General features: G+C 45.9%; 19 protein-coding genes and 2 tRNA genes. 7 read left to right on the top strand and 14 right to left on the bottom strand.

Translation table 11 applies throughout. The features are described from left to right. Position 1: 1 nt before the first annotated feature. The 3 genes from VIR50_RS00275 to VIR50_RS00265 are packed head-to-tail and all read left to right on the top strand — an operon-like array spanning position 2 to position 3,720. The gene (locus VIR50_RS00275; protein ID WP_331933164.1) at positions 2–2,122 is read left to right on the top strand and encodes a cation:proton antiporter; all 2,121 of its coding nucleotides are present in this window, start codon (positions 2–4) and stop codon (positions 2,120–2,122) included. A 16-nt stretch (positions 2,123–2,138) separates the two neighbouring features. Next, positions 2,139–2,843: an ABC transporter ATP-binding protein gene (locus VIR50_RS00270; RefSeq protein ID WP_331933148.1), complete on the top strand. Its 705-nt coding sequence runs from the start codon at positions 2,139–2,141 to the stop codon at positions 2,841–2,843. Between the two features lie 7 nt (positions 2,844–2,850). Further along, positions 2,851–3,720, top strand: coding sequence for a CvfB family protein (locus tag VIR50_RS00265; RefSeq protein ID WP_331933147.1), 870 nt, complete (start codon positions 2,851–2,853; stop codon positions 3,718–3,720). 12 nt (positions 3,721–3,732) lie between these two features. Here the strand turns inward: VIR50_RS00265 and VIR50_RS00260 are convergent, their stop codons facing one another. The 13 genes from VIR50_RS00260 to guaB all read right to left on the bottom strand — a co-directional run bounded on the left by VIR50_RS00260 (position 3,733) and on the right by guaB (position 20,101). Beyond that, positions 3,733–4,662 (bottom strand): DMT family transporter, encoded by a 930-nt coding sequence (locus VIR50_RS00260; protein ID WP_331933146.1) that lies wholly within the window; start codon positions 4,660–4,662, stop codon positions 3,733–3,735. A gap of 270 nt (positions 4,663–4,932) precedes the next feature. Further along, positions 4,933–6,327, bottom strand: a complete 1,395-nt coding sequence (gene asnS, locus VIR50_RS00255) for an asparagine--tRNA ligase (RefSeq protein ID WP_331933145.1) — start codon at positions 6,325–6,327, stop codon at positions 4,933–4,935. Between the two features lie 13 nt (positions 6,328–6,340). Then, a complete protein-coding gene (locus VIR50_RS00250; protein ID WP_331933144.1) occupies positions 6,341–7,852 on the bottom strand; it encodes a pseudouridine synthase in 1,512 nt (503 codons plus the stop codon). A 73-nt stretch (positions 7,853–7,925) separates the two neighbouring features. After that, positions 7,926–9,272: an adenylosuccinate lyase gene (gene purB, locus VIR50_RS00245; protein ID WP_331933143.1), complete on the bottom strand. Its 1,347-nt coding sequence runs from the start codon at positions 9,270–9,272 to the stop codon at positions 7,926–7,928. Positions 9,273–9,461: 189 nt separating this feature from the next. Continuing rightward, a tRNA-Val gene (locus VIR50_RS00240) sits at positions 9,462–9,536 on the bottom strand. Positions 9,537–9,828: 292 nt separating this feature from the next. Next, positions 9,829–9,903, bottom strand: a tRNA-Val gene (locus tag VIR50_RS00235). 664 nt (positions 9,904–10,567) lie between these two features. After that, positions 10,568–11,731: an OmpA family protein gene (locus tag VIR50_RS00230; protein WP_331933142.1), complete on the bottom strand. Its 1,164-nt coding sequence runs from the start codon at positions 11,729–11,731 to the stop codon at positions 10,568–10,570. A gap of 214 nt (positions 11,732–11,945) precedes the next feature. Then, positions 11,946–13,796, bottom strand: coding sequence for a DNA mismatch repair endonuclease MutL (gene mutL, locus VIR50_RS00225; RefSeq protein ID WP_331933141.1), 1,851 nt, complete (start codon positions 13,794–13,796; stop codon positions 11,946–11,948). 5 nt (positions 13,797–13,801) lie between these two features. After that, positions 13,802–14,098: a hypothetical protein gene (locus VIR50_RS00220; RefSeq protein WP_331933140.1), complete on the bottom strand. Its 297-nt coding sequence runs from the start codon at positions 14,096–14,098 to the stop codon at positions 13,802–13,804. Further along, positions 14,095–15,759 carry an OstA-like protein gene (locus tag VIR50_RS00215; RefSeq protein ID WP_331933139.1) on the bottom strand — a complete coding sequence of 555 codons (1,665 nt, stop codon included), beginning with the start codon at positions 15,757–15,759 and terminating at the stop codon, positions 14,095–14,097. Before VIR50_RS00215 ends, VIR50_RS00220 begins: the two co-directional genes overlap by 4 nt. Next, a complete protein-coding gene (locus VIR50_RS00210) occupies positions 15,756–17,198 on the bottom strand; it encodes a peptidylprolyl isomerase (RefSeq protein ID WP_331933138.1) in 1,443 nt (480 codons plus the stop codon). The genes VIR50_RS00215 and VIR50_RS00210 overlap by 4 nt, the downstream gene beginning before the upstream one ends. 5 nt (positions 17,199–17,203) lie before the next feature. Beyond that, on the bottom strand, positions 17,204–18,610 hold the full coding sequence (locus tag VIR50_RS00205; RefSeq protein ID WP_331933137.1) for a peptidylprolyl isomerase: 1,407 nt from the start codon (positions 18,608–18,610) through the stop codon (positions 17,204–17,206). A 6-nt stretch (positions 18,611–18,616) separates the two neighbouring features. Continuing rightward, entirely contained in the window at positions 18,617–20,101 is a 1,485-nt protein-coding gene (gene guaB / locus VIR50_RS00200) for an IMP dehydrogenase (RefSeq protein WP_331933136.1), read from the bottom strand. Between the two features lie 960 nt (positions 20,102–21,061). Between guaB and VIR50_RS00195 the strand changes: the two genes are divergently transcribed. The 4 genes from VIR50_RS00195 (at position 21,062) to VIR50_RS00180 (ending at position 24,411) form a co-directional block, all read left to right on the top strand. Next, positions 21,062–21,622: a pilus assembly protein N-terminal domain-containing protein gene (locus tag VIR50_RS00195; protein WP_331933135.1), complete on the top strand. Its 561-nt coding sequence runs from the start codon at positions 21,062–21,064 to the stop codon at positions 21,620–21,622. A gap of 243 nt (positions 21,623–21,865) precedes the next feature. Continuing rightward, on the top strand, positions 21,866–22,540 hold the full coding sequence (locus VIR50_RS00190) for a NigD1/NigD2 family lipoprotein (RefSeq protein ID WP_331933134.1): 675 nt from the start codon (positions 21,866–21,868) through the stop codon (positions 22,538–22,540). Positions 22,541–22,579: 39 nt separating this feature from the next. After that, complete coding sequence (locus VIR50_RS00185; RefSeq protein ID WP_331933133.1) at positions 22,580–23,146, top strand: RNA polymerase sigma factor; 567 nt, start codon at positions 22,580–22,582, stop codon at positions 23,144–23,146. After that, a complete protein-coding gene (locus tag VIR50_RS00180) occupies positions 23,143–24,411 on the top strand; it encodes an outer membrane beta-barrel protein (protein WP_331933132.1) in 1,269 nt (422 codons plus the stop codon). The genes VIR50_RS00185 and VIR50_RS00180 overlap by 4 nt, the downstream gene beginning before the upstream one ends. Before the next feature lie 37 nt (positions 24,412–24,448). Here VIR50_RS00180 and VIR50_RS00175 read toward each other — a convergent pair whose 3' ends face one another. Further along, positions 24,449–24,913, bottom strand: a complete 465-nt coding sequence (locus VIR50_RS00175) for a hypothetical protein (protein WP_331933131.1) — start codon at positions 24,911–24,913, stop codon at positions 24,449–24,451. Positions 24,914–25,229: the final 316 nt, after the last annotated feature.

The following is a 25,229-nucleotide window of genomic DNA, read 5'->3' as shown; positions in this document are numbered from 1 at the left end:
GATGACGCATTTGGCCAATTATTTCCCCATAACCGACCCCACACTGATATTCTTCGTGGTGCTGTTGATTATTCTTTTTGCCCCCATCATCATGGGCAAACTGCGCATTCCGCACATCATCGGCATGGTGTTGGCCGGCGTGCTGATAGGCAAATACGGACTCAACATTTTGGAACGTGACAGTTCGTTTGAGCTGTTTGGCAAGGTAGGCGTGTACTACATCATGTTCTTGGCGGCGCTCGAGATGGATATGCAGGGCCTCAAGAGCAATAAATATAGGTTTCTTTTCTTCGGCTTACTTACCTTCGGCATTCCCTTTATCCTAATGATGATGACGGGAATGGGGCTGCTCGGCTACTCAAGCGACGTGGCCTTGCTGCTTTCTTGTATCATGGCCAGCAACACGCTGATAGCCTACCCCATCGTGAGCCGCTACGGATTGCAGAAGAAACCCAGCGTAACGCTGAGCGTCGGTTCAAGTATGCTGTCGCTGTTGCTGTCGCTTATCACGCTGGCAGCTATCGTAGCGTCGCACAATGGTGGTGGCAGCTGGGGCTTTTGGCTGGTCTTCGTGCTGAAGTTTGCTGCTTACTGCGCTGCCATGATACTTGTTATTCCCCGTCTGTGTCGCTGGTTCTTGCGCCAATATAGTGACGCCGTGATGCAGTTTATCTTCGTTTTGGCCATCGTATTCATGAGCGCCGCGTGCAGCGAAGCCGTGGGCGTGGAAGGTATTTTCGGCGCTTTCCTCTCGGGATTAATTCTCAACCGCTATATTCCTCCAGTCTCTCCACTGATGAACAGGCTCGAGTTTATCGGCAACGCGCTGTTCATTCCCTACTTCCTCATAGGCGTGGGAATGCTTATCAATATACGTTTGCTCTTCGAGGGGGGTAACATTTTGTGGGTGGTTTTCTGCATCGTGACCTTCGGAACGCTGGGCAAGGCCGTGGCAGCCTACGTTTCCTGCGTTTTGTTCAGGCTCCCGCCATCGTCGGGCCACATGATGTTCGGACTTACGTCGGCCCACGCCGCCGGCGCCATAGCCATGGTATTGGTGGGCATGCGCCTGCAAATGCCCGACGGACGCTTCATGGTTGACGACCAAATCCTCAACGCCGTGGTCATCATGATACTCTTTACATGTGTCATCTCGTCGGTTATCACGGAGTCATCGGCCCGAGGTATCGTCTTGCGAGATAAGGAAATACCACAGAACGACAGCACGGGCGACGACGAGAAGATACTTATACCGGTGAAATATCCTGAATTTGCCGACCAACTTGTCAACATGGCCATCCTCATGCGTAACCCCAAGCTGAACCGGGGCTTAGTGGCGCTCAACGTGGTGTACGACGATAAGGACATGCAACTCAACTTAGAGAAAGGCCAACGCTTGCTCAACCATCTGTCGAAGTTGAGTGTTTCGGCCGACGTGAAGATGCAGACGCAGGTCAGGGTGGCCGCCAACATCGCCAACGGCATAAAACACGCGTTCAAAGAGTTCAGGGCCAGCGAGATACTTATCGGCATGCACCAGCATAAAGAGGTGTCGCAGAAGTTTTGGGGGCAGTTCCATCAGAGCTTGTTCAACGGCTTGAGCCGTCAAATTATGATGGCTCGCTTCGCCCAACCGCTCAATACCATTCGCCGAATACAGGTGGCTGTGCCCAGCAGAGCGCAGTATGAGCCGGGCTTCTACCGATGGTTGGAACGACTGTCACGCATAGCCGCCAACTTGGAATGTCGCATTCAGTTCCACGCCCGACGGGATACACTGGCGCTCATCCATGAGTTTATCACCAACAGACACCCCGGTGTGAGGGCCGACTACCAATCTATGGAGCATTGGAATGAGCTGCCCCGATTGGCATCAACCATCGCCGAGGACCATCTTTTCGTGGTCGTGGCGGCCCGCAAAGGCACCGTTTCCTACAAGAACGCCCTCGAACAACTGCCCGAAGAGATAAGAAAGCACTTCACGGGCAAAAGTATTCTCATCATATTCCCCGACCAGCACGGCGACATGATGGACGAAATGACATTTGCCCAACCGCAACACACGGAGGAGAACAGCGCCTATGAGTTGATTTTGGGATGGTTGCAGAAATTCAGACATTAGAAAACTTACGCTCATTATGATAGATATTAAAGGTATAACAAAAAGTTTTGGCAGCTTGCAAGTGCTGAAAGGTATCGACTTGCACATCGATAAGGGTGAGGTAGTCAGCATTGTCGGCCCATCGGGAGCCGGCAAGACAACCCTTCTTCAAATCATCGGGACCCTCGACAAACCCGACAGCGGCACCGTCGCCATCAACGGAATAGACATCAGCACGATGAACAAGAAGAAACTAAGCGACTTCCGCAACCGTCAGATAGGTTTTGTTTTCCAGTTTCATCAGCTCCTGCCGGAGTTCACGGCCATTGAGAACATCATGATTCCGGCGTTCATTGCGGGTTGTGGCAAGAGCGAAGCCAAGAAACGGGCGCAGGAGTTGCTCGACTTCATGGGCCTCTCCGATAGGGCCAACCACAAGCCGGCCGAGCTGTCGGGGGGTGAGAAGCAGCGGGTGGCAGTGGCTCGGGCATTGGTCAACAATCCCGCCGTGATATTGGCCGATGAGCCTTCGGGAAGCCTCGATACCAAGAACAAGGCCGAACTTCACCAGCTATTCTTCGACCTACGCGACAAATTCGGGCAGACTTTTGTCATCGTTACCCACGACGAAGGCCTCGCCGCCATCACCGACCGTACCATTCACATGAAGGATGGGCTGCTGGATGACAATGTTACTGCTACTGAAACGGAGCAGCAGGAAGAACAAACAAAAATCATATAAAGAACTTATGCCAAAAATAAAATTAGGAGATTACAATACGCTCCGTGTGAAAGAAGAAGCCCTCCGTGAGGGATATGGTGAGCTATTTGGAATGTATCTCGACGGCGGAGTTGAAGGAGAAATACTCATGCCTCAGAAGTATGTGCCTGAAAACACCAAACCGGGCGACGAGATAGAATGTTTCATCTACTTAGATCAGGACGAACGCCCCATCGCTACCACGGAGAAACCGCTGGCAAAAGTGGGCGACTTCGCCTATTTGGAGTGCTCATGGGTCAACGAGTATGGGGCTTTCCTCAATTGGGGACTGACAAAGGACCTCTTCTGTCCGTTCCGTGAACAAAAGAGACGCATGGAAATAGGCGACAGCTACATTGTTCACGTCCACATAGATGAGGAAAGTTATCGCATCGTTTCAAGCGCCAAGATAGAGCATTTCTTGGAAAAACCACAGTCAGCGCAGGACGTTAAACTGAAAATGGGCGACAAAGTGGACCTCTTGGTGTGGCAGAAGACCGACTTAGGATTCAAGGTTATCGTCAACAATCAGTACGCCGGACTGGTATATCAAGACCAACTCTTCAAATACATCCACACGGGTGACAAGCTGCCCGGCTATGTCTCGGCCATCCGACCCGACGGAAAACTCGACATTTCGCTGCAACCCATAGGACAAGCCGCGGCAATTGACTTTGCCACTACCCTATTGACATACATGCAAAACAACGGGGGACGCTGCCACTTAGGCGACAAGAGCGATCCCGAAGAAATAAAACGACAATTTCAAGTGAGCAAAAAGGTCTTCAAGAAAGCCATTGGCGACCTCTATAAAAAACACCTTATAACGATTAGTGAGCAAGGATTGGAACTGATATAATAAGGAAACGACTTAAAAGAACAGCGACACGCCCAAGACCGAAATAACGGCTCCGACAACACTCCGCACCGTCACGGGTTGATGGAATATATAATGTGAGGCAGGCAGAATGAAGATGGGAGTCATGGCCATGAGCGTGCTGGCAATACCGGCCGCCGTATATTGCACGGCCAACAGTGAGAACGCCACGCCCGCAAAAGGCCCAAAGATGGTTGTCAATGCCACAGCCAACATGCCTCTGCGGTCGTGGCGGCGCTGTTTAAAATCATCTACATGCCGGCTGACCATCATCAACAACGAGAAACCTATCAAGCCGGCGACGCATCGAAAGAAGTTAGCGCAGAAAGGCAATATCCACGGTTGTGCTTCCATCATGTCTGCCGGCATGTCCTCGGCGTAGACATTCATGCCTATTTTGCTCACGACCAATCCGATACCTTGGCACACCGCGGCAATCAAAGCATATATCACGCCATTGAGCGGCAGGTTGATGGCCAACCGCTTATTGGCCCCTCGCCCCAAGATAGATATGCCGATACCGGCCAACGTCACGGCCATGGCCAATATACTCTTGAGCTCCAAGCGTTGGCCAAGGGTTATCCAAGCGGTGATGGCGGCCGAAACGGGGGCCAAGGTCATAAAGAGCTGCCCATAACTTGAGCCAATAATGATGTAGCATTTCATCAGGCAATAATCGCAAATGACGTAACCTATCACGCCCGATAACATCATCCAAAGATATGCGTTGCCACCGGCAGGCATGGGAAGAGGGCTACCCAATACGATCCAAAAGAAGACAAAGGAGAACGCCAAGGCGAAAAGCATGCGATACATATTGAGCACAATACTGCCCATTCGCTTGCCGGCATACTCGCTCAAGATGGCCGTTATCGTCCAAGATAGGGCAACACCTATTGAAATAAACTCACCGATATATTGCATTTCTTCTAAAATTATATTGGCAACTTGTCCGTTTAGTTTTGTCTACACATCCTATCCTTAGCCTTGCCAACCGGCGATGATACCAAGAATAGCACATGATAGAAGTCTTAGTTTCTGACAGCAAAAGTACAGAATTATTTTAGATGACAAATGATTTCCTGCCGTTTTTGTGCACATCGCTTGACAATAATAAAAAGGCCTGACAGCATTACGCTTGTCAGGCCTTGATGATTTATTTCTCATGTTGCGACTTTGACGGCAACAGAAATATTAATATTCAGCATTCTTCGGGGTACGCGGGAAAGGAATAACGTCACGGATATTCTGCATTCCGGTAACGAAGAGGATGAGACGCTCGAATCCGAGACCGAAACCGGCATGGGGACATGAACCGTACTTGCGGGTATCGAGGTACCAACTGTAAGAAGAGGGTTCCATACCGCGACCCTTTATCTCGCTAACCAGCTTGTCATAGCTTTCCTCACGAACGGATCCACCGATGATTTCACCGATACGTGGGAAGAGAACATCCGTACCCTGCATGGTCTTGCCATCAGCGTTCTTCTTCATATAGAAGGCCTTTATGCCACTGGGATAGTCGGTCATGATAACCGGACGCTTAAAATATTCCTCCACGAGGAAGCGCTCATGCTCACTGCTCAGGTCCATTCCCCAACCCGTGATTGGGAACTCAAACTTGCGACCATCGGCCACTGCCTTCTCCAATATCTGAATACCTTCGCTGTAAGTAAGGCGTACGAAATCTTCCTTAACAACTGATTCCAAAGTCTGAAGCAGGGTCTTATCAATCATTTGATTGAGGAATTGCAAATCATCCTTGCAGTTATCCAAGGCCCAACGCACGCAATACTTGATGAAATCTTCTTCTAAATCCATCAGTTCGTCCTTATCCATAAAAGCAACTTCAGGCTCTATCATCCAAAACTCGGCCAAATGGCGAGGCGTATTGCTGTTTTCAGCACGGAAAGTAGGACCAAAAGTATAGATGGCTCCTAACGAGGTAGCACCCAACTCGCCTTCCAACTGACCGGAAACGGTAAGACTTGTCTTCTTACCAAAGAAGTCACGATCATAAGGAACAGCCGCTCCATCCTTACCCGTACGGGCCAAATCGAGCGTCGTTACTTGGAACATTTCGCCTGCTCCCTCAGCGTCGCTGGCAGTAATGAGCGGCGTATGGAAGTAATAAAAGCCATGCTCATGGAAATACTGATGAACGGCGATGGCCATATTATGGCGAATGCGGAACACGGCACCAAAGGTATTGGTGCGCAAACGCAGATGGGCATACTTGCGCATGTACTCAAAACTCTGGCCTTTCTTCTGCATCGGGTAGTCGCCGGGGCAGAGACCATAGATCTCAAGCTCACGACATTGTACCTCAGAGGTCTGACCTGCGCCCTGACTTTCCACCAATGTACCCACGACATTGATGCAGGCACCGGTAGTAATGCTCTTCAGCATTTCCTCATCAAACTGCTCCGGATTGACAACCACTTGAATATTCTTGATGGTAGAGCCATCATTAAGCGCTATGAAGTCAACCGCCTTGCTACTACGATGGGAACGCACCCATCCCTTCACGTTTATTTCTTTACCAAAGTCGGTGCAAGCGAGTGCATCGACGACTTTCGTTCTTTTCATTGCGAATCAAATATTATTCAAACATGCCGCTACGCAATATTTCTACTTCTTTCTCTGTGAGGAATCTCCAATCGCCTCGACGCAGGTTCTTCTTTGTCAAACCGGCAAACTGAACACGGTCAAGACGCACTACACGATAGCCAAGGCTCTCGAAAATACGGCGCACAATGCGGTTCTTTCCACTGTGAATCTCAATGCCTACCTGACCTTTATCGTGCTCATCGGCATACTCTATTGCGTCTGCATGGATTTCTCCATCCTCCAACTCTATGCCTTCCGCAATCTTCTGCAAGTCGGCTTGAGCCACGGGCTTATCGAGATGAACATGATAAACTTTCTTCTTCAAGAACTTGGGATGGGTAAGCTTGCTGGCCAAATCGCCATCGTTAGTCAAAAGGAGCACACCGGTGGTGTTACGGTCCAAACGACCTACGGGGTAGATACGCTCAGGACAAGCGTCCTTTACAAGGTCCATCACGGTTTTGCGCTGCTGGGGATCGTCGCTGGTTGTCACATAATCCTTGGGCTTATTGAGCAACACATAGACTTTCTTCTCAATGCTTACGGGCTGTTCATGGAACTTCACCTCGTCGGTACGCAGCACCTTTGTACCCAATTCGGTAACGACCACGCCGTTAACCGTGACAACTCCTGCTTGTATAAACTCATCGGCCTCGCGACGACTGCAAACACCGGCATTAGCCAAGAACTTATTGAGGCGCAAAGGTTGTGTGGGATCGATATGCTCTTCCTTATACTCAATACGCTTCTTCAGGCTATACTTTGCGTTGGGATCGTAGTCCGAGGTGTGCTGACGATAGCCGCCTTGGTTATAACCGCGCTGCTGGCCATAGCCACCTTGGTTGTTATAATTGTTACGAGGACGGTAACCACCCTGATCATATCCACGCTGCTGGCCATAACCGCCGCGCTGCTGCTGACCATAACCACCACGCTGTTGACCATAACCGCCACGTTGCTGGCCATAGCCACCTTGGTTGTTATAATTGTTACGGGGACGATAACCGCCTTGGTTATTATAATTGTTGCGAGGACGATAGCCACCCTGCTGACCATAACCGCCTTCCTGATTTTGCTCGTTATTGTCGTAACGAGGGCGATAGCCACCTTGCTGGGGCTGATAACCACCTTCTTGGTTCTCATCATTATAACGAGGACGATAAGGACGCTGCTGTTGGCCGTAGCCACCACGCTGTTGTCCATAACCACCTTGGTTGTTATAATTGTTACGAGGACGATAAGGACGCTGCTGGCCATTGTTACCCGACATGAGATTTGCACCAAATCCCTCGGGACGGAAGCCACCTTCCTCCTGATTGTTGTTGTTTACATTTCCACGTTCAGAGCTGTAAGCGCGCTGTGTGTGGATACGGGGACGCTGCGGACGAGCTCCCGAACGATAGTCTCTAGAATAGTTATTTCCGGAAGAAGCTGCATAACCTTCACGGCTGTTCTCATGCTCCTCAGAAAAAGACTGGCTCTTGTTTTCCAATTCCTGATCCATAGTTTTGTTTTTTAAAGCCTCACGGCAAATTGTTGTACTAAAATGATTACTAATAAATTATATAATATAAAAATTAAATTCCTGTATAATTAGCCGGCGTAATGGCCATGAGCTCCGCTTTCACAGAATCACTCACTTCCAATTGACGGATAAATTCGTGGATGGTCTCCTCGGTCATCTGCTGGTTGGTACGGGTGAGAGATTTCAATGCCTCATAAGGATGGGGATAGGCCTCACGGCGCAAAATAGTCTGAATAGCCTCGGCCACGACAGCCCAAGTATTATCTAAATCGGCTTGAATCGACTCTTCGTGCAAAATAAGTTTGCGAAGTCCTTTCAGCGTGCTTTGAATGGCAATGATGCTATGGCCAAGGGGTACACCTACATTGCGCAACACTGTACTGTCCGTAAGGTCGCGCTGCAAACGGCTGACGGGCAGCTTTTGGGCCAAGAACTGCAATATGGCATTGGCTATACCCAAGTTGCCTTCGCTATTTTCATAGTCGATTGGGTTCACCTTATGGGGCATGGCGCTGGACCCTACCTCACCTGCTTTAATCTTCTGCTTGAAGTAGTCCATTGAAATATACATCCAGAAGTCACGGTCCAAATCAATGATAATTGTATTGATGCGCCGTATGCCATCGAAAACTGCGCCCAAATAATCGTAATTACTGATTTGTGTGGTGTATTGCTCACGGCACAATCCCAATTTCTCCGCGACAAAACGATTGCCAAAATCCTTCCAATCAATATGGGGATAAGCTACGTGATGAGCGTTATAATTACCCGTCGCGCCACCAAACTTGGCTGTCATTTTAATGGATTTCAACAGTTCTAATTGCTCACGAAGACGATAAGCGAACACCATTATCTCTTTACCCAAACGCGTGGGAGAAGCCGGCTGGCCATGGGTCTTGGCCAACATTGACACATTTTTCCACTCTTCGGCATATTGCTCCAACTGCGCTATCAGCTCTTCTACCTGCGGATAGAACACGTCATCCAATGCTTCTTTGATAGAAAGAGGCACGCTCGTATTGTTAATATCTTGCGAAGTAAGCCCAAAATGGATGAACTCTTTATACGCTTCCAGTCCTCCTATTTTATCAAATTCTTCCTTGATAAAATATTCCACGGCCTTCACGTCGTGATTTGTTTGACTCTCAATATCCTTTACACGTTGTGCCGAAGCCTCGTCAAAGCGCAGATAAATGTCACGCAGTCTATCAAACAAAGCATGATCGAAAGCGGCCAATTGAGGCAAAGGCAACTCGCACAAGGTTATAAAGTATTCTATTTCAACTCGTACACGATAACGAATAAGTGCAAACTCTGAGAAATAGTTAGCCAAGGGTTCAGCTTTACTCCTATACCGGCCATCTATCGGCGATATGGCAGTCAACAAATCAAGATTCATATTTATTAAACAAGCAATTATTATTTCACAAAAGTAGTGATTAAAAATCAGATAAAGAACATGCTAAATGATAAAAAAATAAAAAACGCTACCCTTCTATGCTATACATTAAATCAACTAACGATATGCGGCTATGCCACAACCCTATTAAAAGAAAAAAGAGACTCAAAATAACATTGAATCTCTTCGTGGGCGTTGACGGATTCGAACCGCCGACCCTCTGCTTGTAAGGCAGATGCTCTAAACCAGCTGAGCTAAACGCCCTTACTTCTGTAAAGCGAGTGCAAAGATATACTATTAATAGTAAACCACCAAAGAATTAGAAGATTATTTACATTTTTTAATTAATAAAATCACATGTTGGAGTCCCACACTCTCTATCTGTCAGCTTATTTTATACCCATTACCGGAATTATTAAATTAGCAAACCAAAGAATTTAAGAAAAGAGAATGTCATCTATAATCATATCTATGGCATGACCAAACCTCTTCTTCTATTTTCCCAAACACAAAAAATCCCTGCAATCCCGAAGGACCACAGGGAAACACCCCTTAGTGGGCGTTGACGGATTCGAACCGCCGACCCTCTGCTTGTAAGGCAGATGCTCTAAACCAGCTGAGCTAAACGCCCTTACTCTTGTAAAGCGAATGCAAAAGTAAAGATTTATTTTGAATACACCAAACAATTCCTTTAAAAATTACCATCTAATTATGTCAAGACATAAAATCACACAAGCACCTTCCTCATTAGCCACATATAAGCCCGTCAAAAGCCCTTTCTTACAGCACAAAAGACGGCAAACAATCTGCCCAAACGCCTCCTTCTGCAAATAAAACATATTTTAAAAACAGCCCAGTAATCATCTATAATCTCTAAAGAGCTATCAAAAAAAACAAGCTACACAGCCCCCGGCACTCTAAAAGATACAAGAAACAATCCATATACCTACCCCATAAAACAAGGAAATATCCTCCCCCGCAAATATCTATTTCCCATTCCTATCCCCCTAAAAATCCTATAACTTTCTTCCCCGGACCGACCATAAATTAAAAAATAACAAAGAAGAAAATTTATAAAACTACGATATAAAGTATAAGGAAATCACGCAGCATGAAAGAAACTTAAATAACTTGGCCTCTTCACACAACTACGATAAATATAATAAAACGGCTTAAGAGACAACCAATATAGACTATTTGTAGAATCAAAGACCATTAACCGGCCTTCAATAATGAACACAAAAAAGCCCCAACCAATTAGGTTGGGGCTACAAGATTTAATATCTTATTCTTTATTACTTTGCGATTTCAACAGTAGCGCGACGGTTGAAAGATACAGGAGAAATCTCCTCTACGCCACCGTTAGCCTTTGTCTGAATCTTATCACGGTCTACACCCATGTTAACGAGGTGATCAGCAACACGGTTTGCACGACGCTCAGAGAGAGCTTGGTTGAATTCTGCAGAACCGGTAGCGCTATCGCAGTAACCTGTTACGAGAACATTGCAGTTATTCTCCTTAGCATACTTAGCAACAGCCTCTACGTTTACGAGATCTCTCTTAGAAGCAACCTTATCCTTACCGATGTTGAAGAATACAGATACAGGAGCTGTAACGAATTCCTTAACAGTCTGTGTTTCTGCTGGCCTTTGGTTAGCGAGCATATTCTTAAGACGATCGTTCTCTGCGTTAGCGTCGTTGAGCTGAGCGTTCAAAGCATCAATCTGAGACTGTGAGAGAGCCTTAATAGCGTCTACATCAGGAGTCTTGCTCCAAGTAGCCTTACCAAGGTTAAATGTCAAACCAACTTCTGCATAGAGGTGGTTATCCTTGCCTTCCCAGCCACGATTATCATCTGATTTTTTAAGAAGATTGCCCTGAACTCCGTCAAGGTCTTCCTCCATACGGTTCCAGCCTCCTTCTACATAGAAGTTAACATGCTTACCAAGACGCCAAGAAGACTGCAAACCAACGCTCATCAACATAGCGTATTTGTTATCGGTCATGTTACGTGCAACACCAGCACCTGCGAAAGGAATAACATTCCATACACGGTTAGGGTTGTAACCGAAAAGAAGGTTGCTCACGTTGAACATAGCCTGCTCATTCAAAGTCCAAAACTTGAACTTAGAAGGATTTGCACTGCTTACGCTCTTAGCATTCCAAGCCTGCAACTTTGTACGGAGACCGAGACCGGGAGTAAACCACTTACCAAGAGCTACTGCACCACCGAAAGATGTACGCTTGCTATTGAGCAGTCCAAAGTGTGAACCGTTATCGAATCCACGACCATGTTCTTCATCAGAAACCCATGAATTGAAATCACCACCTACCTGGATAAACCAGTTACTCCAAAAAGAATTTGTTGCAACGCTGTACTTTTCTACAGGATCAGTATCCTGTGCAAAAGAGCACATTGAAACACCGGCAAAAGCCAGCACCATTAAAAACTTTTTCATAATCTAATTGTATTTAAATAAAAACTTGATCTTTATATACTATACTCTATACTTGATAATACGCCGCAAAGTTAGCAATTATTTTCTAATATAATCCGAATTTAGCTAAAAAATTGTTTCTAAAAGCATTCCTCTTGAGCTAAAACAAGTTAAAACACTATTATTCATAAGGGAATTGCAGGTTTTTATATGCAAACTTTTACTCCATATAAGCCTAATTCAATAACTTTTCTAACTCATTATGCGAGAAGATCGTCAAAATCTTTTTACCGTTAGGAGTATAATTGACATTAGTACAAGAGAGCAATCGACTAACTAAACTTTCCATTTCATCATTTGAAAGAACTTGACCTACAGGTATGGCTGCATTTTGGGCTAAACTGATAGCCAGCGCATGATTAATCTCATCATGCACTTCTCCCACATGACCAACGGCAGTAGTTAACATATCATGAATAACAGCAGTAGGCTGTAATCCATCAAGCCCTACAGGAATCGCATTGATAGCATAGCTGTTTCCTCCCATATCGGTAAGTTCAAAGCCGAATTCGATTAATTCAGGCATAATTTGCTTTAAAGTGACTACCTCTGCTTGGGTAAATTGAATCAACGTAGGAAACAACTCACGCTGTGACTCCATCGCCCGAACAGATAATTTATGTAGATAATCTTCATACAATATACGTACATGTGCCCTATGTTGCTCAACTATCATCAATCCGGACTTTACTGCCGTAAGAATATATTGTCCCTTATATTGATAATGTAAGGAAGATTTTTCCTCTGCCCCTTCTGCAAAACCGGGTAACACTACCGAGTCATTCTCTTCAAAACCATCATACGTGCCCAAACTTGAAAGAATAATCCCTCCGGAATTCTGACTTTCATCCGGCAACACACTTTCATACAATTGTTCCCATTTTTCAGGAGCTTTCGTATGTCCACCTACATTCGTACTCTTAAACGGATTATAATCAGAATTATATTTTACTTGTGGAGCTTTACTATGAGCGGCAGGATCAAATATAGGTATATCCGGACGGCCTTCTGTATCAAAATCAATAGAAGGCACTTCGTTAAACATTCCCACCGCTTCTTTTGCGGCAGCCATCAATATTTGCCAAATAGCCTGTTCATTCTCAAATTTAATTTCGGTTTTAGTAGGATGAATATTTACATCAATATCCTCAGCCTTCACCTCTAAATATATAAAATAAGGTATCTGATCGCCAACGGGAACAAGTCGTTCATAAGCACTCATTATGGCTTTATGAAAATACGGGTGCTTCATATAACGCCCATTGACAAAGAAGAATTGCTTAACACCCTTTTTCCGAGCTGATTCCGGTTTACCAACAAAGCCGGTTATCTTACACATCGTCGTATCAATATCCAAAGGCAATAAATCTTGATTCAAACGTTTACCAAATACATCCACGATACGCTGACGCAAACTTCCCGTCTTAAGCGAGAACATTTCTATATCATTACTAAAGAAACGGAAAGCTATTTGAGGATAAACCAATGCAATTCGTTCAAAAGCTGTGACTACATTATTTAATTCGGTTGTGTTTGATTTCAGGAACTTTCTACGAACTGGAACATTAAAGAAAAGGTTCCCCGCAGAAAAGTCACAGCCTATAGGACAAGCACACGGTTGCTGCTCTATAAACTTTCCTCCAGAAATAGACAGTTGTGTACCTATCTCCTCGCCCGCTTGACGTGTTTTCAATTCCACTTGTGTCACAGCAGCAATAGAAGCTAAAGCCTCTCCTCGAAATCCCATGGTACGCAAGGCGAACAAATCATCAGCCTTACGGATTTTCGATGTTGCATGCCGTTCGAAAGAGAGACGCGCATCCGTTTCGCTCATCCCTTTCCCGTCATCAATCACTCTAATCTGTGTACGGCCTGCATCTGTCACAAGCACATCAATATGAGTAGCGCCAGCGTCGACAGAGTTTTCCATTAACTCTTTCACTACAGACGCAGGACGTTGAATGACTTCTCCCGCAGCTATCTGATTAGCAACCGTATCCGGTAGCAATTGTATGATATCACTCATAATTATTATTTTCTCATCAAATAAAAAAGGACTACCGCCAAAAACAGCAATAGCACACCCAGCAGCATTCCTTGCAACAAGGTTTTTCTCATCTGAAGATGCGAATACGACCGACGAGAATACTTATACATACCTTCTTTAAGAAGTCTGTGCGAATTATTCTCAAGAGCAGATGAATTCATCCTGCCACTAAGTTCTTCCCGAGCTTTCCGCTCTATCGCTTTCAGCCGCTCTTTCCGCTCATCTATATAAATAAATTCATGATGGAACCCACGCGGTTTAGGTTGACCGAACATACTCATGGGCGACCAATCTTCTGAAGGGGAGCCTCATGCCGTTTCACTACTTTCAATGCCTGCTCACCTGTTTTCCCACGCCAATTCATGACATCCGCAGGATCTGTAGGACGTAATTCTTCAAACCAAGCGAACTCCGGCAATTTATATTTATCAGGGGGAATCTGTGTCATCGGATACCATGTCCCATTGTTCTTTGGCGTCCATATTCGTTCCAACTTACGTTGAGGAGAAATATACATCTTCATTGTATCTGTCTCCATGTAAACAAGTGACATCAAGGTAGAATCTTTTTCTTCCTGCGGATAAAAAACAGTCTTAACATTGCCTATTGCTTGTGAAAAACGGATAGCTCCATTAACGAATGAGGCGTCCATTTCCTTTGACGACACTTGGTTATAATGTTCCTTATCAGGTAACAGCTCCACCGATAGCGCTTGATTGGTTACTTTCGCATAACGTACCGTACTGTCATTCATGTAAACATCAATACGCTCTCCCAACAATTGGCGCCCACCATTCCACACGATAGGATCCCGATACATCGTCATGCAGGAATCTTTCGTATTGATGACCATAGAATCACAAACAGCCTGCACATCCACTCGATAAGCTTTTACATGATCAAAGCAATGTACCTTACGATAGACCGAATCCGTATTAATATGAAATGTATAAATCTTTAAGGAATCAGCATGAACATAAAGCGTATCTTTCTGCGAATAGTCCTTTGCCAACGCATTCACGGTTGCCCATCCTCGTCCCGTCTGCTCATTATAGTGCATCCGACCGCAATGTAATTCATTCTTATTTTTCTTATCTACATAAACCACATTACCATATCCTCGTGCCAATCCCGTTTTCTTATCATAATACAAACTATCTCCGGTTATCTTTCGCGTCTTATCCTCAATGGTCGAGCGTCCAAAAAGTTCCGAATTATCCGTAGCCGTATTAAAATATGCGTCGGTTGTATGTATGACACTTTCTTTCTGTGTTATCGTAGAAGGACCAACCACATGCGCCTTTGATTTTTCGCGGTCATAATGCAATTCTTCTGTCACTATCACCCTATCCTCGCTGTGCATCTTCACATTATAGTAAAATATGGCCTCCCGGGTCTTGGTGTTATACTCTCCCCAATCAGCCACAAGCCTATCCTTACCATCAACCAGCCGTCCTCCTTCAAAGAAATAAGCATAATCATAGAGCCGGTCGAAATTCAAACTATCTGTATACAGCGTTTGCTTTCCACGCTTTAATACTACATTCTCACGGGCAAACATCTGCTGCGTCTGCCCGTCATAATGTGCCCGCTGACACACGAGTGACATGCCATCTTGCTGAAAGCGCACACGTCCAAAGGCTTTAACGGCATTGGACTCTTGATAGAAATAAGCGCTGTCACACCAAAGCTGACCACCTTGATGGGAGAAATGTACTTTTCCTTTCACGATTTGTGCGCCCGGGTCAGGCCCATACATATCGTATCTCAGCTCATCGGCATGAATCAAATATACCTTTGGATCTTGCTTTGCGACACGTTTCTTCTGTCCTTTTGCTCCCACAGCGGCAGGCAACATCAAAAGTCCAAAGAGGCATAGAACTACCCTTAAAGTAATTCTATGCCTACAAGATGTTCTTACAATATCTTTAAATCGTGTCATTTAACCCATCCTTGATATTCAAATTTGCAATCCTTATAGCGGTCACCCATCTTCACATAGATATGTTTGATTTTATCTACCACCCAATCATGCAATTTCTTCTCACGTGCCTTGGCAAGCACCACATTCTGCATAACCTGATAATCTTCCGTTATCTTGGCACGATGACCGTCTATCCGGTTACTCAACTTTACGATGGCGACGACCCGCTTTCCTTTAGCATTCACCATTTCAAAGGGAGCAGATATATCTCCTATCTTCATCGTGTCTACAACCAAGGCTATCTCCGATGGCAGATTTTTCATTTCAAATTTTGAAGTCATACTTTGATTCTGCACATCATTATAGGCCATCAAACCATGGTTGCTCTTTGTATCTTTATCATCCGACAAAAATGTTGCGGCTTCTTCAAAAGTAAATTTCTTATTTTGAATATCCACTTTTATGGAATCCAAACGCAACTTCGCCTCCTTTATGGCATCCTCTGAAACTTTCGGCTTCAACAAGATATGGCGAACCTTGATTTTATCACCACGCTTATCTATCAATTGGATGATATGATACCCGAATTCTGTCTCTACAATCTTAGATATTTTCTTCGGATCGGTCAGGTTAAAGGCCACATTGGCAAAAGCCGGGTCCAACATTCCACGACCTATATAGTCCATTTCACCACCGGTACGGGCAGACCCCGGATCTTCTGAATAAAGGCGGGCCAACGTAGAAAAACTTGTTTCGCCTTTCGTTACTCGGTCGGTATATTCACGCAATAAGTTTTTTACCCTATTGGTTTCATCCTGTCCTATCTGTGGTTGACGGGTTATGATCTCCACTTCCACTGTTGTGGGAACAAATGGCAGGCTGTCTTCGGGCAAAGTTTCAAAATGTTTGCGCACATCACTTGGCGTTACGGCTACATCCTCAACCAATTTATGGCGCATTTTCTCCATCTGCAGGTTGTTCTTTACATCATCATGCAACTCTTGCCGCAACTGAGTAATCGTCGTCTTACGATATTCTTCCAACTTCTCACGTGAGCCAATCACATTAATCATATAATTAATTTGCTGCTCCACGCGTGAAGTCACCTCACCTTCCGTCACCTCAATTGAGTCGAGTTCGGCCTGATGGAGATATAACTTCTGTACCGCCAATTGCTCCGGGATAAGACAATCGGGATCACGGTCCCACTTCATGCCTTCCACTTCGGCCTGCAGTCGCATATTTTCTACATCCGATTTTAAGATAGGCTGGTCACCTACCACCCAGATAACTTCATCGACCACACTGCTTTCCGGCACATTATAGTCTTTCGACTGTACAGTAGAGTCATTAGCAGACGCAACTTTCTGAGTTGTCGACTTATTGGCTTTAGCGGTCATCCCTGCCATAAAAAGCAAGAGTATAAAGCCGGCAAAAAGTTTATATCCTTTGTTCATAATTCTTAATTTTCTGTTTTTAAGATGGCTTCACGAAAGATTTCCACCTTATATATATGTCGGAGAGATTCTACCCACTCCTCTTCTAAAGACTCTTGATAGTCGGCTAATGCCAACGACTTCACCTCGTTTACAGACTTCGGGGCTTTCAGTTTCTTCCCATACACGTCCATATAGGGAAGCTCTTGATGTCTCTGTAACTCCCCCCCGGTCTTAAATATCATATTATCGACCACGGCGTCATCGCCTTGCCGATATAAACCATGACGGACAAGAATTCTTTTTTCAGTTTCTTGGGTGAAAGTAGAACGAATCAATTCATCCCATTTTTCATAATCCCAAGCCTTCAAAGCCTTTTTAGCAGCTTTCAAATCCTTTTTACTCCGTGCTTGAAGAACAGCTCCACGAAAATAAGGAATAGACCAACGGTAGCGCTTTTTATTCTTTTTAAAATAGCGTTCCAACCCCACTTCGTCAGTAGTGGCCGGCGTCCAAACCATTCTATTGCATATCTCGTAAGCCAACAATTCCTCACGATAAATCTTTTGGGCCAATCGTTCCAGCGCAATCTCTACGTCAGTTTTATTATTTGCCCCTCTATCGGAATTTGTATATGCCTTTTCTTTGCCTACTGCCGGACTCAACTCCGGCTGAAGAATTTTCTCACGGAGCCTTTTCATATCCACATAGGTCAGAATATCCTCACGCAACGAATCATAAGGCAAAAAGTCGCATCGGTCTTTCAATAAAATGATATGATAACCTTCAGGCGACTCAAACGGACGACTCATTTCTCCTTTCCGCAAAGCGAAAGCCGCATCCTCAAGTTCTTTCAAGACGGTCCCCCGCTCTATCCATGGCAGTTCACCGCCATTCCTTGCCGACGACAAATCATCTGAATAACGTCTAGCCAGCATTGCGAAGTCCGCACCTCCTTTCAAAGCCGTGTATATAGAATCTATCCGGCGACGAACATCGGCTATCTTTCCTTTATTGGCTCTCTGCTCTAACCGCAGTAATATCTGCGCGGGCTTCACGAGTCCACCTTTCGCTTCTACACGTTGGCGTAGTTGTTGGTAGTAGCGATGTGCTTCTGCCTCCAAATCCTCATCCACTATATGATGTGTTTGCATAGGAGCCACATGTTCTGCCAACCGTCCAATCGTATCTAATCGTGCCTGCAAAGCAGCCTCAACTTTCAACTGAAACTTCACAAACGGACCGATATACTGCTCTACGCTTTTTTCCGCGGCCGATGATTGGGCATACTGATTGTAGGAATATAAGAACTCTGAACGATGAATATCACGCCCATTAATACGGAAAGCCACGGGGTCATTGCTTTGACCAAAAACCATGTTCCCGCAAAGGAACATGGCTGCTATCAATAAAAAGTTCTTCCTACAAGTCATCTTTGACTACTCGGGGCGAGAATAGTTAGGAGCTTCACTCGTAATGGCGATGTCGTGCGGATGACTCTCCAGCACACCGGCATTTGTAATGCGGGTAAACTTAGCGTCATGCAGTCTCTCTATAGAGGGCGCACCACAATAACCCATACCCGAACGCAAGCCACCGGTCAACTGGTAGATAACCTCTTGTACCGTTCCCTTGTAAGGCACACGGCCCGCGATTCCCTCCGGCACGAGCTTCTTAACATCCTTCGTATCGCCTTGGAAATAACGGTCTTTCGATCCGTTCTTCTGTTCCATGGCCTCCAAAGAGCCCATGCCTCGGTAACTCTTGAACTTACGACCGTTGAAGATGATGGTATCGCCGGGGCTTTCTTCGGTTCCGGCTACCAATGAACCTATCATCACGCAACTACCACCGGCAGCCAACGCCTTCACGATGTCACCCGAATAGCGCAGTCCGCCATCGGCAATCAATGGAACGCCCGTACCCTGCAACGCAGAGTAAACATCATATACGGCGCTCAACTGTGGTACACCTACACCGGCAACCACACGTGTCGTACAGATAGAACCGGGACCGATACCCACCTTTATGCCGTCAGCACCATTGTCAACCAACATTTTTGCGGCAGCACCCGTAGCCACATTTCCCACAACTACATCAACATTGGGGAAAGCAGCCTTCACCTCGCGCAACTTTTCTATCACGCCTTTGGAATGGCCATGAGCCGTGTCTATAACGATAGCGTCGGCACCTGCGGCCACCAAAGCCTTGGCACGCTCCAGCGTATCGGCTGTTACACCTACACCGGCAGCCACTCTGAGCCGACCTTTCTCGTCTTTGCAAGCCATGGGCTTATCCTTGGCCTTCGTAATATCTTTATAAGTAATCAAACCTACCAAATGGTTCTCACTGTCAACCACCGGCAGTTTTTCGATTTTATTTTCCTGCAATATGGCAGCCGCTGCTTGCAAGTCGGTCTGCTGATGCGTTGTCACAAGATTCTCATGCGTCATCACTTCATCTATCGTCTTGTCCAAACGACGCTCGAAACGCAGGTCACGATTGGTGACGATTCCTACCAAATGATTGTCATCATCCACCACCGGAATACCACCAATATGATAGTCGTGCATCATTTCAAGCGCATCTTTCACTGTTTTGCCACGGCGAATCGTAACGGGATCATAAATCATACCGTTCTCGGCACGCTTCACGATAGCCACCTGACGGGCCTGCTCCTCTATTGTCATATTCTTATGGATAACGCCAATACCACCCTCACGTGCTATCGCGATGGCCATAGACGATTCGGTAACGGTATCCATAGCGGCCGTTACGAACGGGACATTAAGCGTAATATTACGTGAAAACTTGGTTTTTAACTCTACCGTTTTAGGTAGCACCTCCGAATAAGCGGGAATCAAAAGGACGTCGTCAAAGGTAAGACCGTCCATTACAATTTTATCTGCAACAAATGATGACATATTGTAACTTTAGAAATTTATTGCGTGCAAATATAGCAATAATTTCCCACTTAGGTCGTGGCCTTTTCTGAATTTCTTTACCATTTAATTGTATTTAACGAAGGTCCCTTAACATCGAATTAGTCATGTAGACGGTCCTACCTTCACCTACGCATGTTTTGTTCTCACGCCTACGAATTTTAAAACTCCTAACAGTTCACAACATATCCGCGTTTTCCACACCAAAACTAACAGCCCCAATGGCACTCAAAACACAGATATTAACCCAACAAGTCATTTAAACAACGTCGTTTCCTTGCCTTATTAATATACTTTCAACAGCGCATTATTAATGGAATTATCAATATTGGTTTCTCCCTTTGCTGTTTTCTTGCCATATCCTATATTATAGGTTACCGTCAGATTCACACTTCACCCATTACTCTCACTATAATCCCATCTATTCATATTATAGAAACCATAATCCATTGTGACATGCGAGACATTATAATGTCTGAAAGGATTACTTCAGGCAAGGTTTCCACTTTTATCGTATCTTGACTTTGCGCAAACAAATCAGAGCTACATTAGCAAATAAATATAACAAACAGCAAGTATTTCATGTATTCTTACATTTAATAATATATAATCATCACCTATAAAGGTTGTTATATTACAATTCGTAACACAACAAAGAGACGTCTTTTCTTCCCAAAGAAAGAATTTTATTCTAATATTTCCAAATATTTTCTCGGCTTCCCTTACATTTTTAACCTTATTATACAACTAACATATCTATTTACTTTGACCACCATCCTTGCCATCTCCCAAACACAGAAATCATACCCATGTAAATAGCATGATTCATCTTTTCAACTTATTAACACTCATAGAGGCAAGCTCATGCGCTATCTTGTATTTAATAAGCGTAAGTTGATGAGGCAAAACAATTATTTTAACAACAACTAAAAAAACAAGACAATGGAACTCAAAAATGTTTTCAAGACAATGGTATTGGCAGCTTGCTGCCTCAGTAGTATGACGTTGGCTTCATGCCACAAGGACGATGATAACGACAAGCCCATGCGCTTCAGCGCCACCACGGTCAACGTGGCGACCGGCGGCACGGCCACGGTAACCGTGAGCCATGCCACCCTCCCCTTGTCAGTTAAGCTGACTGACGATAAAATTGCCACCGCCAAAGCCGATAAAAACATGATAACCGTCACGGGCGTTAAGGAGGGAAAAACCACTATCATGGTAACCGATAAGAACAAACAAACCGGTAACATCACCGTCAACGTCATGGCTCCGCTCACTTTCGACAAGCCTGCCGTCAATGTAACAGCCGGCAAAGAGGAAGTCGTTACCATCAAATCGGGTAAGGCTCCCTACACGGTGATGAGCAAAGACATGAAGATTGCCACCGCCACCGTGAAGGACAGCAAAGTAACCATCAAAGGTGTTAAGGCCGGAACGACCATGGTGACCGTGACCGACAAGGACAAGACAATGGGCACCATCGCCGTCACAGTGAAATAAATTTCATCAGAAAGGCGGTCCGCAAGCACCGCCTATGTTGCCTCTATCGCCTCTGTCAGGTTCCCATACGATTGTGGGGACCTGACTTTTCGTATATTTTTCAAACATTTTTCTTATTTTTCACGATTTCGAGGCAAGGTTTTTGGCGGCATTGGATTTTATAAAATAAAAGCCCAATCATCATAAACTGGGCAATCACTCACAATCAAGTAAAAAATCATTCACCATTAAATACAAAACGATATGAGACAAACGAAATTATTACTTGCACTGATAGTCGTTCTTTCGTCAGCGTTATTACTGCATTCCTGTCAGACGGATGAATACGACCATTCCACCATTTTTCCCAACGCTTTGGTGACTTTAAAGACCCGACCGGCCGATGGCACTTTCTTCTTACAGCTCGACGACGCCACCGTTATCATTCCCACGAATATCAAGACTTCACCCTACGGCAAGAAGGAAGTAAGGGCCTTGACCAACATCAAGCTAACCGAGGACCAAAAAGACCTCCACACCAAGTCGGCTTTCATTAATTGGATAGACACCATCCGCACCAAAGAAATGGCACCGAACATGGGCGACAAGAACATCACCACTTACGGCAATGCCCCATTGGAGATTGTCAACGACTGGGCCACCGTAGTGGAAGACGGCTATCTGACATTGCGCTTCAGAACCTACTACGGCAACGGCAAACTTCACAAAGTGAACTTAGTGAAGACCGCCGACCCTTATGAGGTAACGCTGTTCCACGACGCCGTAGGCGATACCCGAGGCGTTATTCGCGACGGTTTTATCGCTTTCAGGCTCAATGACCTGCCCGACACCCAAGGCAAAACCGTGGATCTGACCCTCAAATGGAAGTCATTCAGCGGCGAAAAGAGCGTGAAGTTTAAATACCGCACTCGTAAATAACTCTTCCAACGATAAAGGGCGAAGGCGTCGGTCAGCACCATGAATCTGTTTAGCGGCAATAAAGAACAGCAAATTATCCGTATGTTCGGCAAGGGACATCCCCGTGCCATGGATGTGCTGTATGCCGACTATGCGGGTTATCTGTCCGGCGTCTGCGCCCGCTATGTACCCAATGAGGAAGACCTGCGTGACGTGTTGCAGGAAAGCCTGATTAAGGTTTTCACCCGAATTGCCGATTTTGAATATCGGGGCAAAGGCTCCCTGAAAGCGTGGCTCACCCGGATTGTCGTCAACGAGGCCCTGCATTTCCTCCGCAAACAGAATCCCTCCATGTTTGTTGACACCAATATGGAGCAAATAGACATCGCCGACGAGACACCCGATGTCAGCACCTTATCCGATGAGCGGATAGCCATGCTTATCGGCATGCTGCCCCCGGGCTACCGCACCGTATTCAATTTATACGTGATGGAGGGTAAAAGCCATAAGGAAATAGCCCAAATACTCAATATCAAACCCGACACCTCGGCTTCGCAATACCACAAAGCCAAGAACATGTTGGCCAAACTTATCAACAGCGAAAAGAGAAAGGAAGACGTTCGATGAAAGAAGAACAGTGGATAAAAGACATCCGACAACGATTGCACCGGCATGAGCGTCAGGCGCCCCAAGGGCTGCTCGACGACGTGAAAGCCGAACTTGCCAAGCGCCAAACGCCCGTGACACGTCCCTTGGCAGCCAATCATGGCAACATGAGACTGTGGAGCTACCGCCTTGCGGGAGTGGCCGCCGCTTTGCTATTGGGCTTCTTCCTTTGGACCAACTTCTCACAAGAAGAAAAACAAATCAGCCGCGTAAGCCATCAACAGCGACCTTTCCCCCTTTCGGAAACACCCGCCTCGGCACCCACCCGGCCGGCCATCGCCCCCGAGAACCACCCCGGGCGACGTATGACAGCATACGTTCCGGCAGCTCATGCGTCCGCAATGCCTACTCCGAACGCTGACCCCAACATCAGTGAAACCGCCCTCCAACCCGGCGCTTCCATAGCCCCTGCCACCCAACAAGACGCCACCACGCGGGAAACCGCCGAACAACAAGAGGACAATATCGCCACGCAAGACGCTCCGAAGGCCCGGCAACGCCCCACTTATCCGCCCCAAGCCAATCGCCACCGCCCCAAGCGCCCATCCGATTCGCCCGTGAGCATAGCCTCCTACTACGGTGGTTCGGCGGCCAACAGCCACTCCTCATCGGGCATGTTGCTGGCTACGGCCAACCCCATAGGCCCTTACGACAACGAACTTTCGGGCCGCAACACAAGCAAGACGCCCGTAGGCGAAGCTGATTTTGAGCAACATACCAAGCACCGGCAGCCCGTAAAGGTGGGCGTTTCCGTGAGATATAGGCTCAACCAACGGTGGGCCGTCCAGTCAGGAATAACCTACAGCTATCTCTCTTCCGAAACTACGAGCGGCACGGAGCATGCCAAGCAGCGCCTCGACCGGTCGCTCCACTACGTAGGTATTCCCGTGGCAGCCACTTATACGCTTATCGACAGTCGCCATTTTCAAATCTACGCCACGGCAGGTATGGAGGCAGCGAAGCTCGTCAAGGGCACTACCACCACGCAAACAACTGACGCCCCGCAGGCCACCCGTCAGGAAACAAAGCTCAAGGAAGGACGTCCGCAATTCTCCATCGCCGGCGCCATTGGGGCCGAATACAAGATCTCACGTGAAACGGGCTTATATATAGAACCCGGCATAAGCCACCATTTCAATAACGGCAGCGCCATAGAGAATATTTACAAGGACCGGCCTACCAACCTACAAATCAACGTTGGCTTCAGAATACATATCAACCCATAAGAACCATAGGTGAAAGAAAATCCGTCAGGGCTTTCTTTCACTTTCTTTTTACCCCTATTGTGGTATATTCATAGCTAACATCCCTAAATGTCATATTCTTGGTTCGGTTTAATATAACGTCCATCCAATTATGGTCAGGAAGCGAATGCCAAAAGTCATAATCACGCCCGCAATCGCCCTCGAAGTCTATTGTCACGATAAAAGTAGGTATTCCCTCGTCTATCTTTTCCGATGTTTCCGTGTATAGGATCACTCCTCGCACCACTTCTTCAGTCCAAGGTCCCACGCTTTCGGTTGACATGTGATGAATAGGAAAACCGTCTTTCTTCAACATGTCATAAAACAGTTGCACGGGCTTTCCCTTGAAAAAGGATTTGTTTTTCACCACTTTTTGCAAATATTCCTTCACAGTTGAACCATCTGTCATCCTACTCGTACCCTGCGCATGAATAGATAACACGCTGACATAAGTCAGGAAAAGGACAATCATAAATCTTTTCATATCAAAATAACATTAGAAAGTTATCGCTACATGTCCCACCATACACAACCTTTTCAGCCTACTATCGGCTATGCTGCCATGGCATTTTATCATTTGAATGAAGCCATGCGACTTGCCATTAACCCCATCTTACACCAAACGTTCAGGAAAAGCAGCCAGCCACAATTAGCGCTATTTCTTTTGCCAAAGATACTGTTTAGCAAATAAAAAACAAAGAAAAAAACTAACAAAATAAACCTTTACCGCAAATAACACATGGAAAGCAAAATACCCTTCGCCAAACATAAGCGCACAAGGGCATGTCCGTGGGATTTTC

The organism is Prevotella sp., from assembly GCF_036570325.1.
In the GTDB taxonomy this organism is placed as follows: Bacteria; Bacteroidota; Bacteroidia; order Bacteroidales; family Bacteroidaceae; genus Prevotella.
This window is presented reverse-complemented; position numbering and strand designations above follow the sequence as displayed.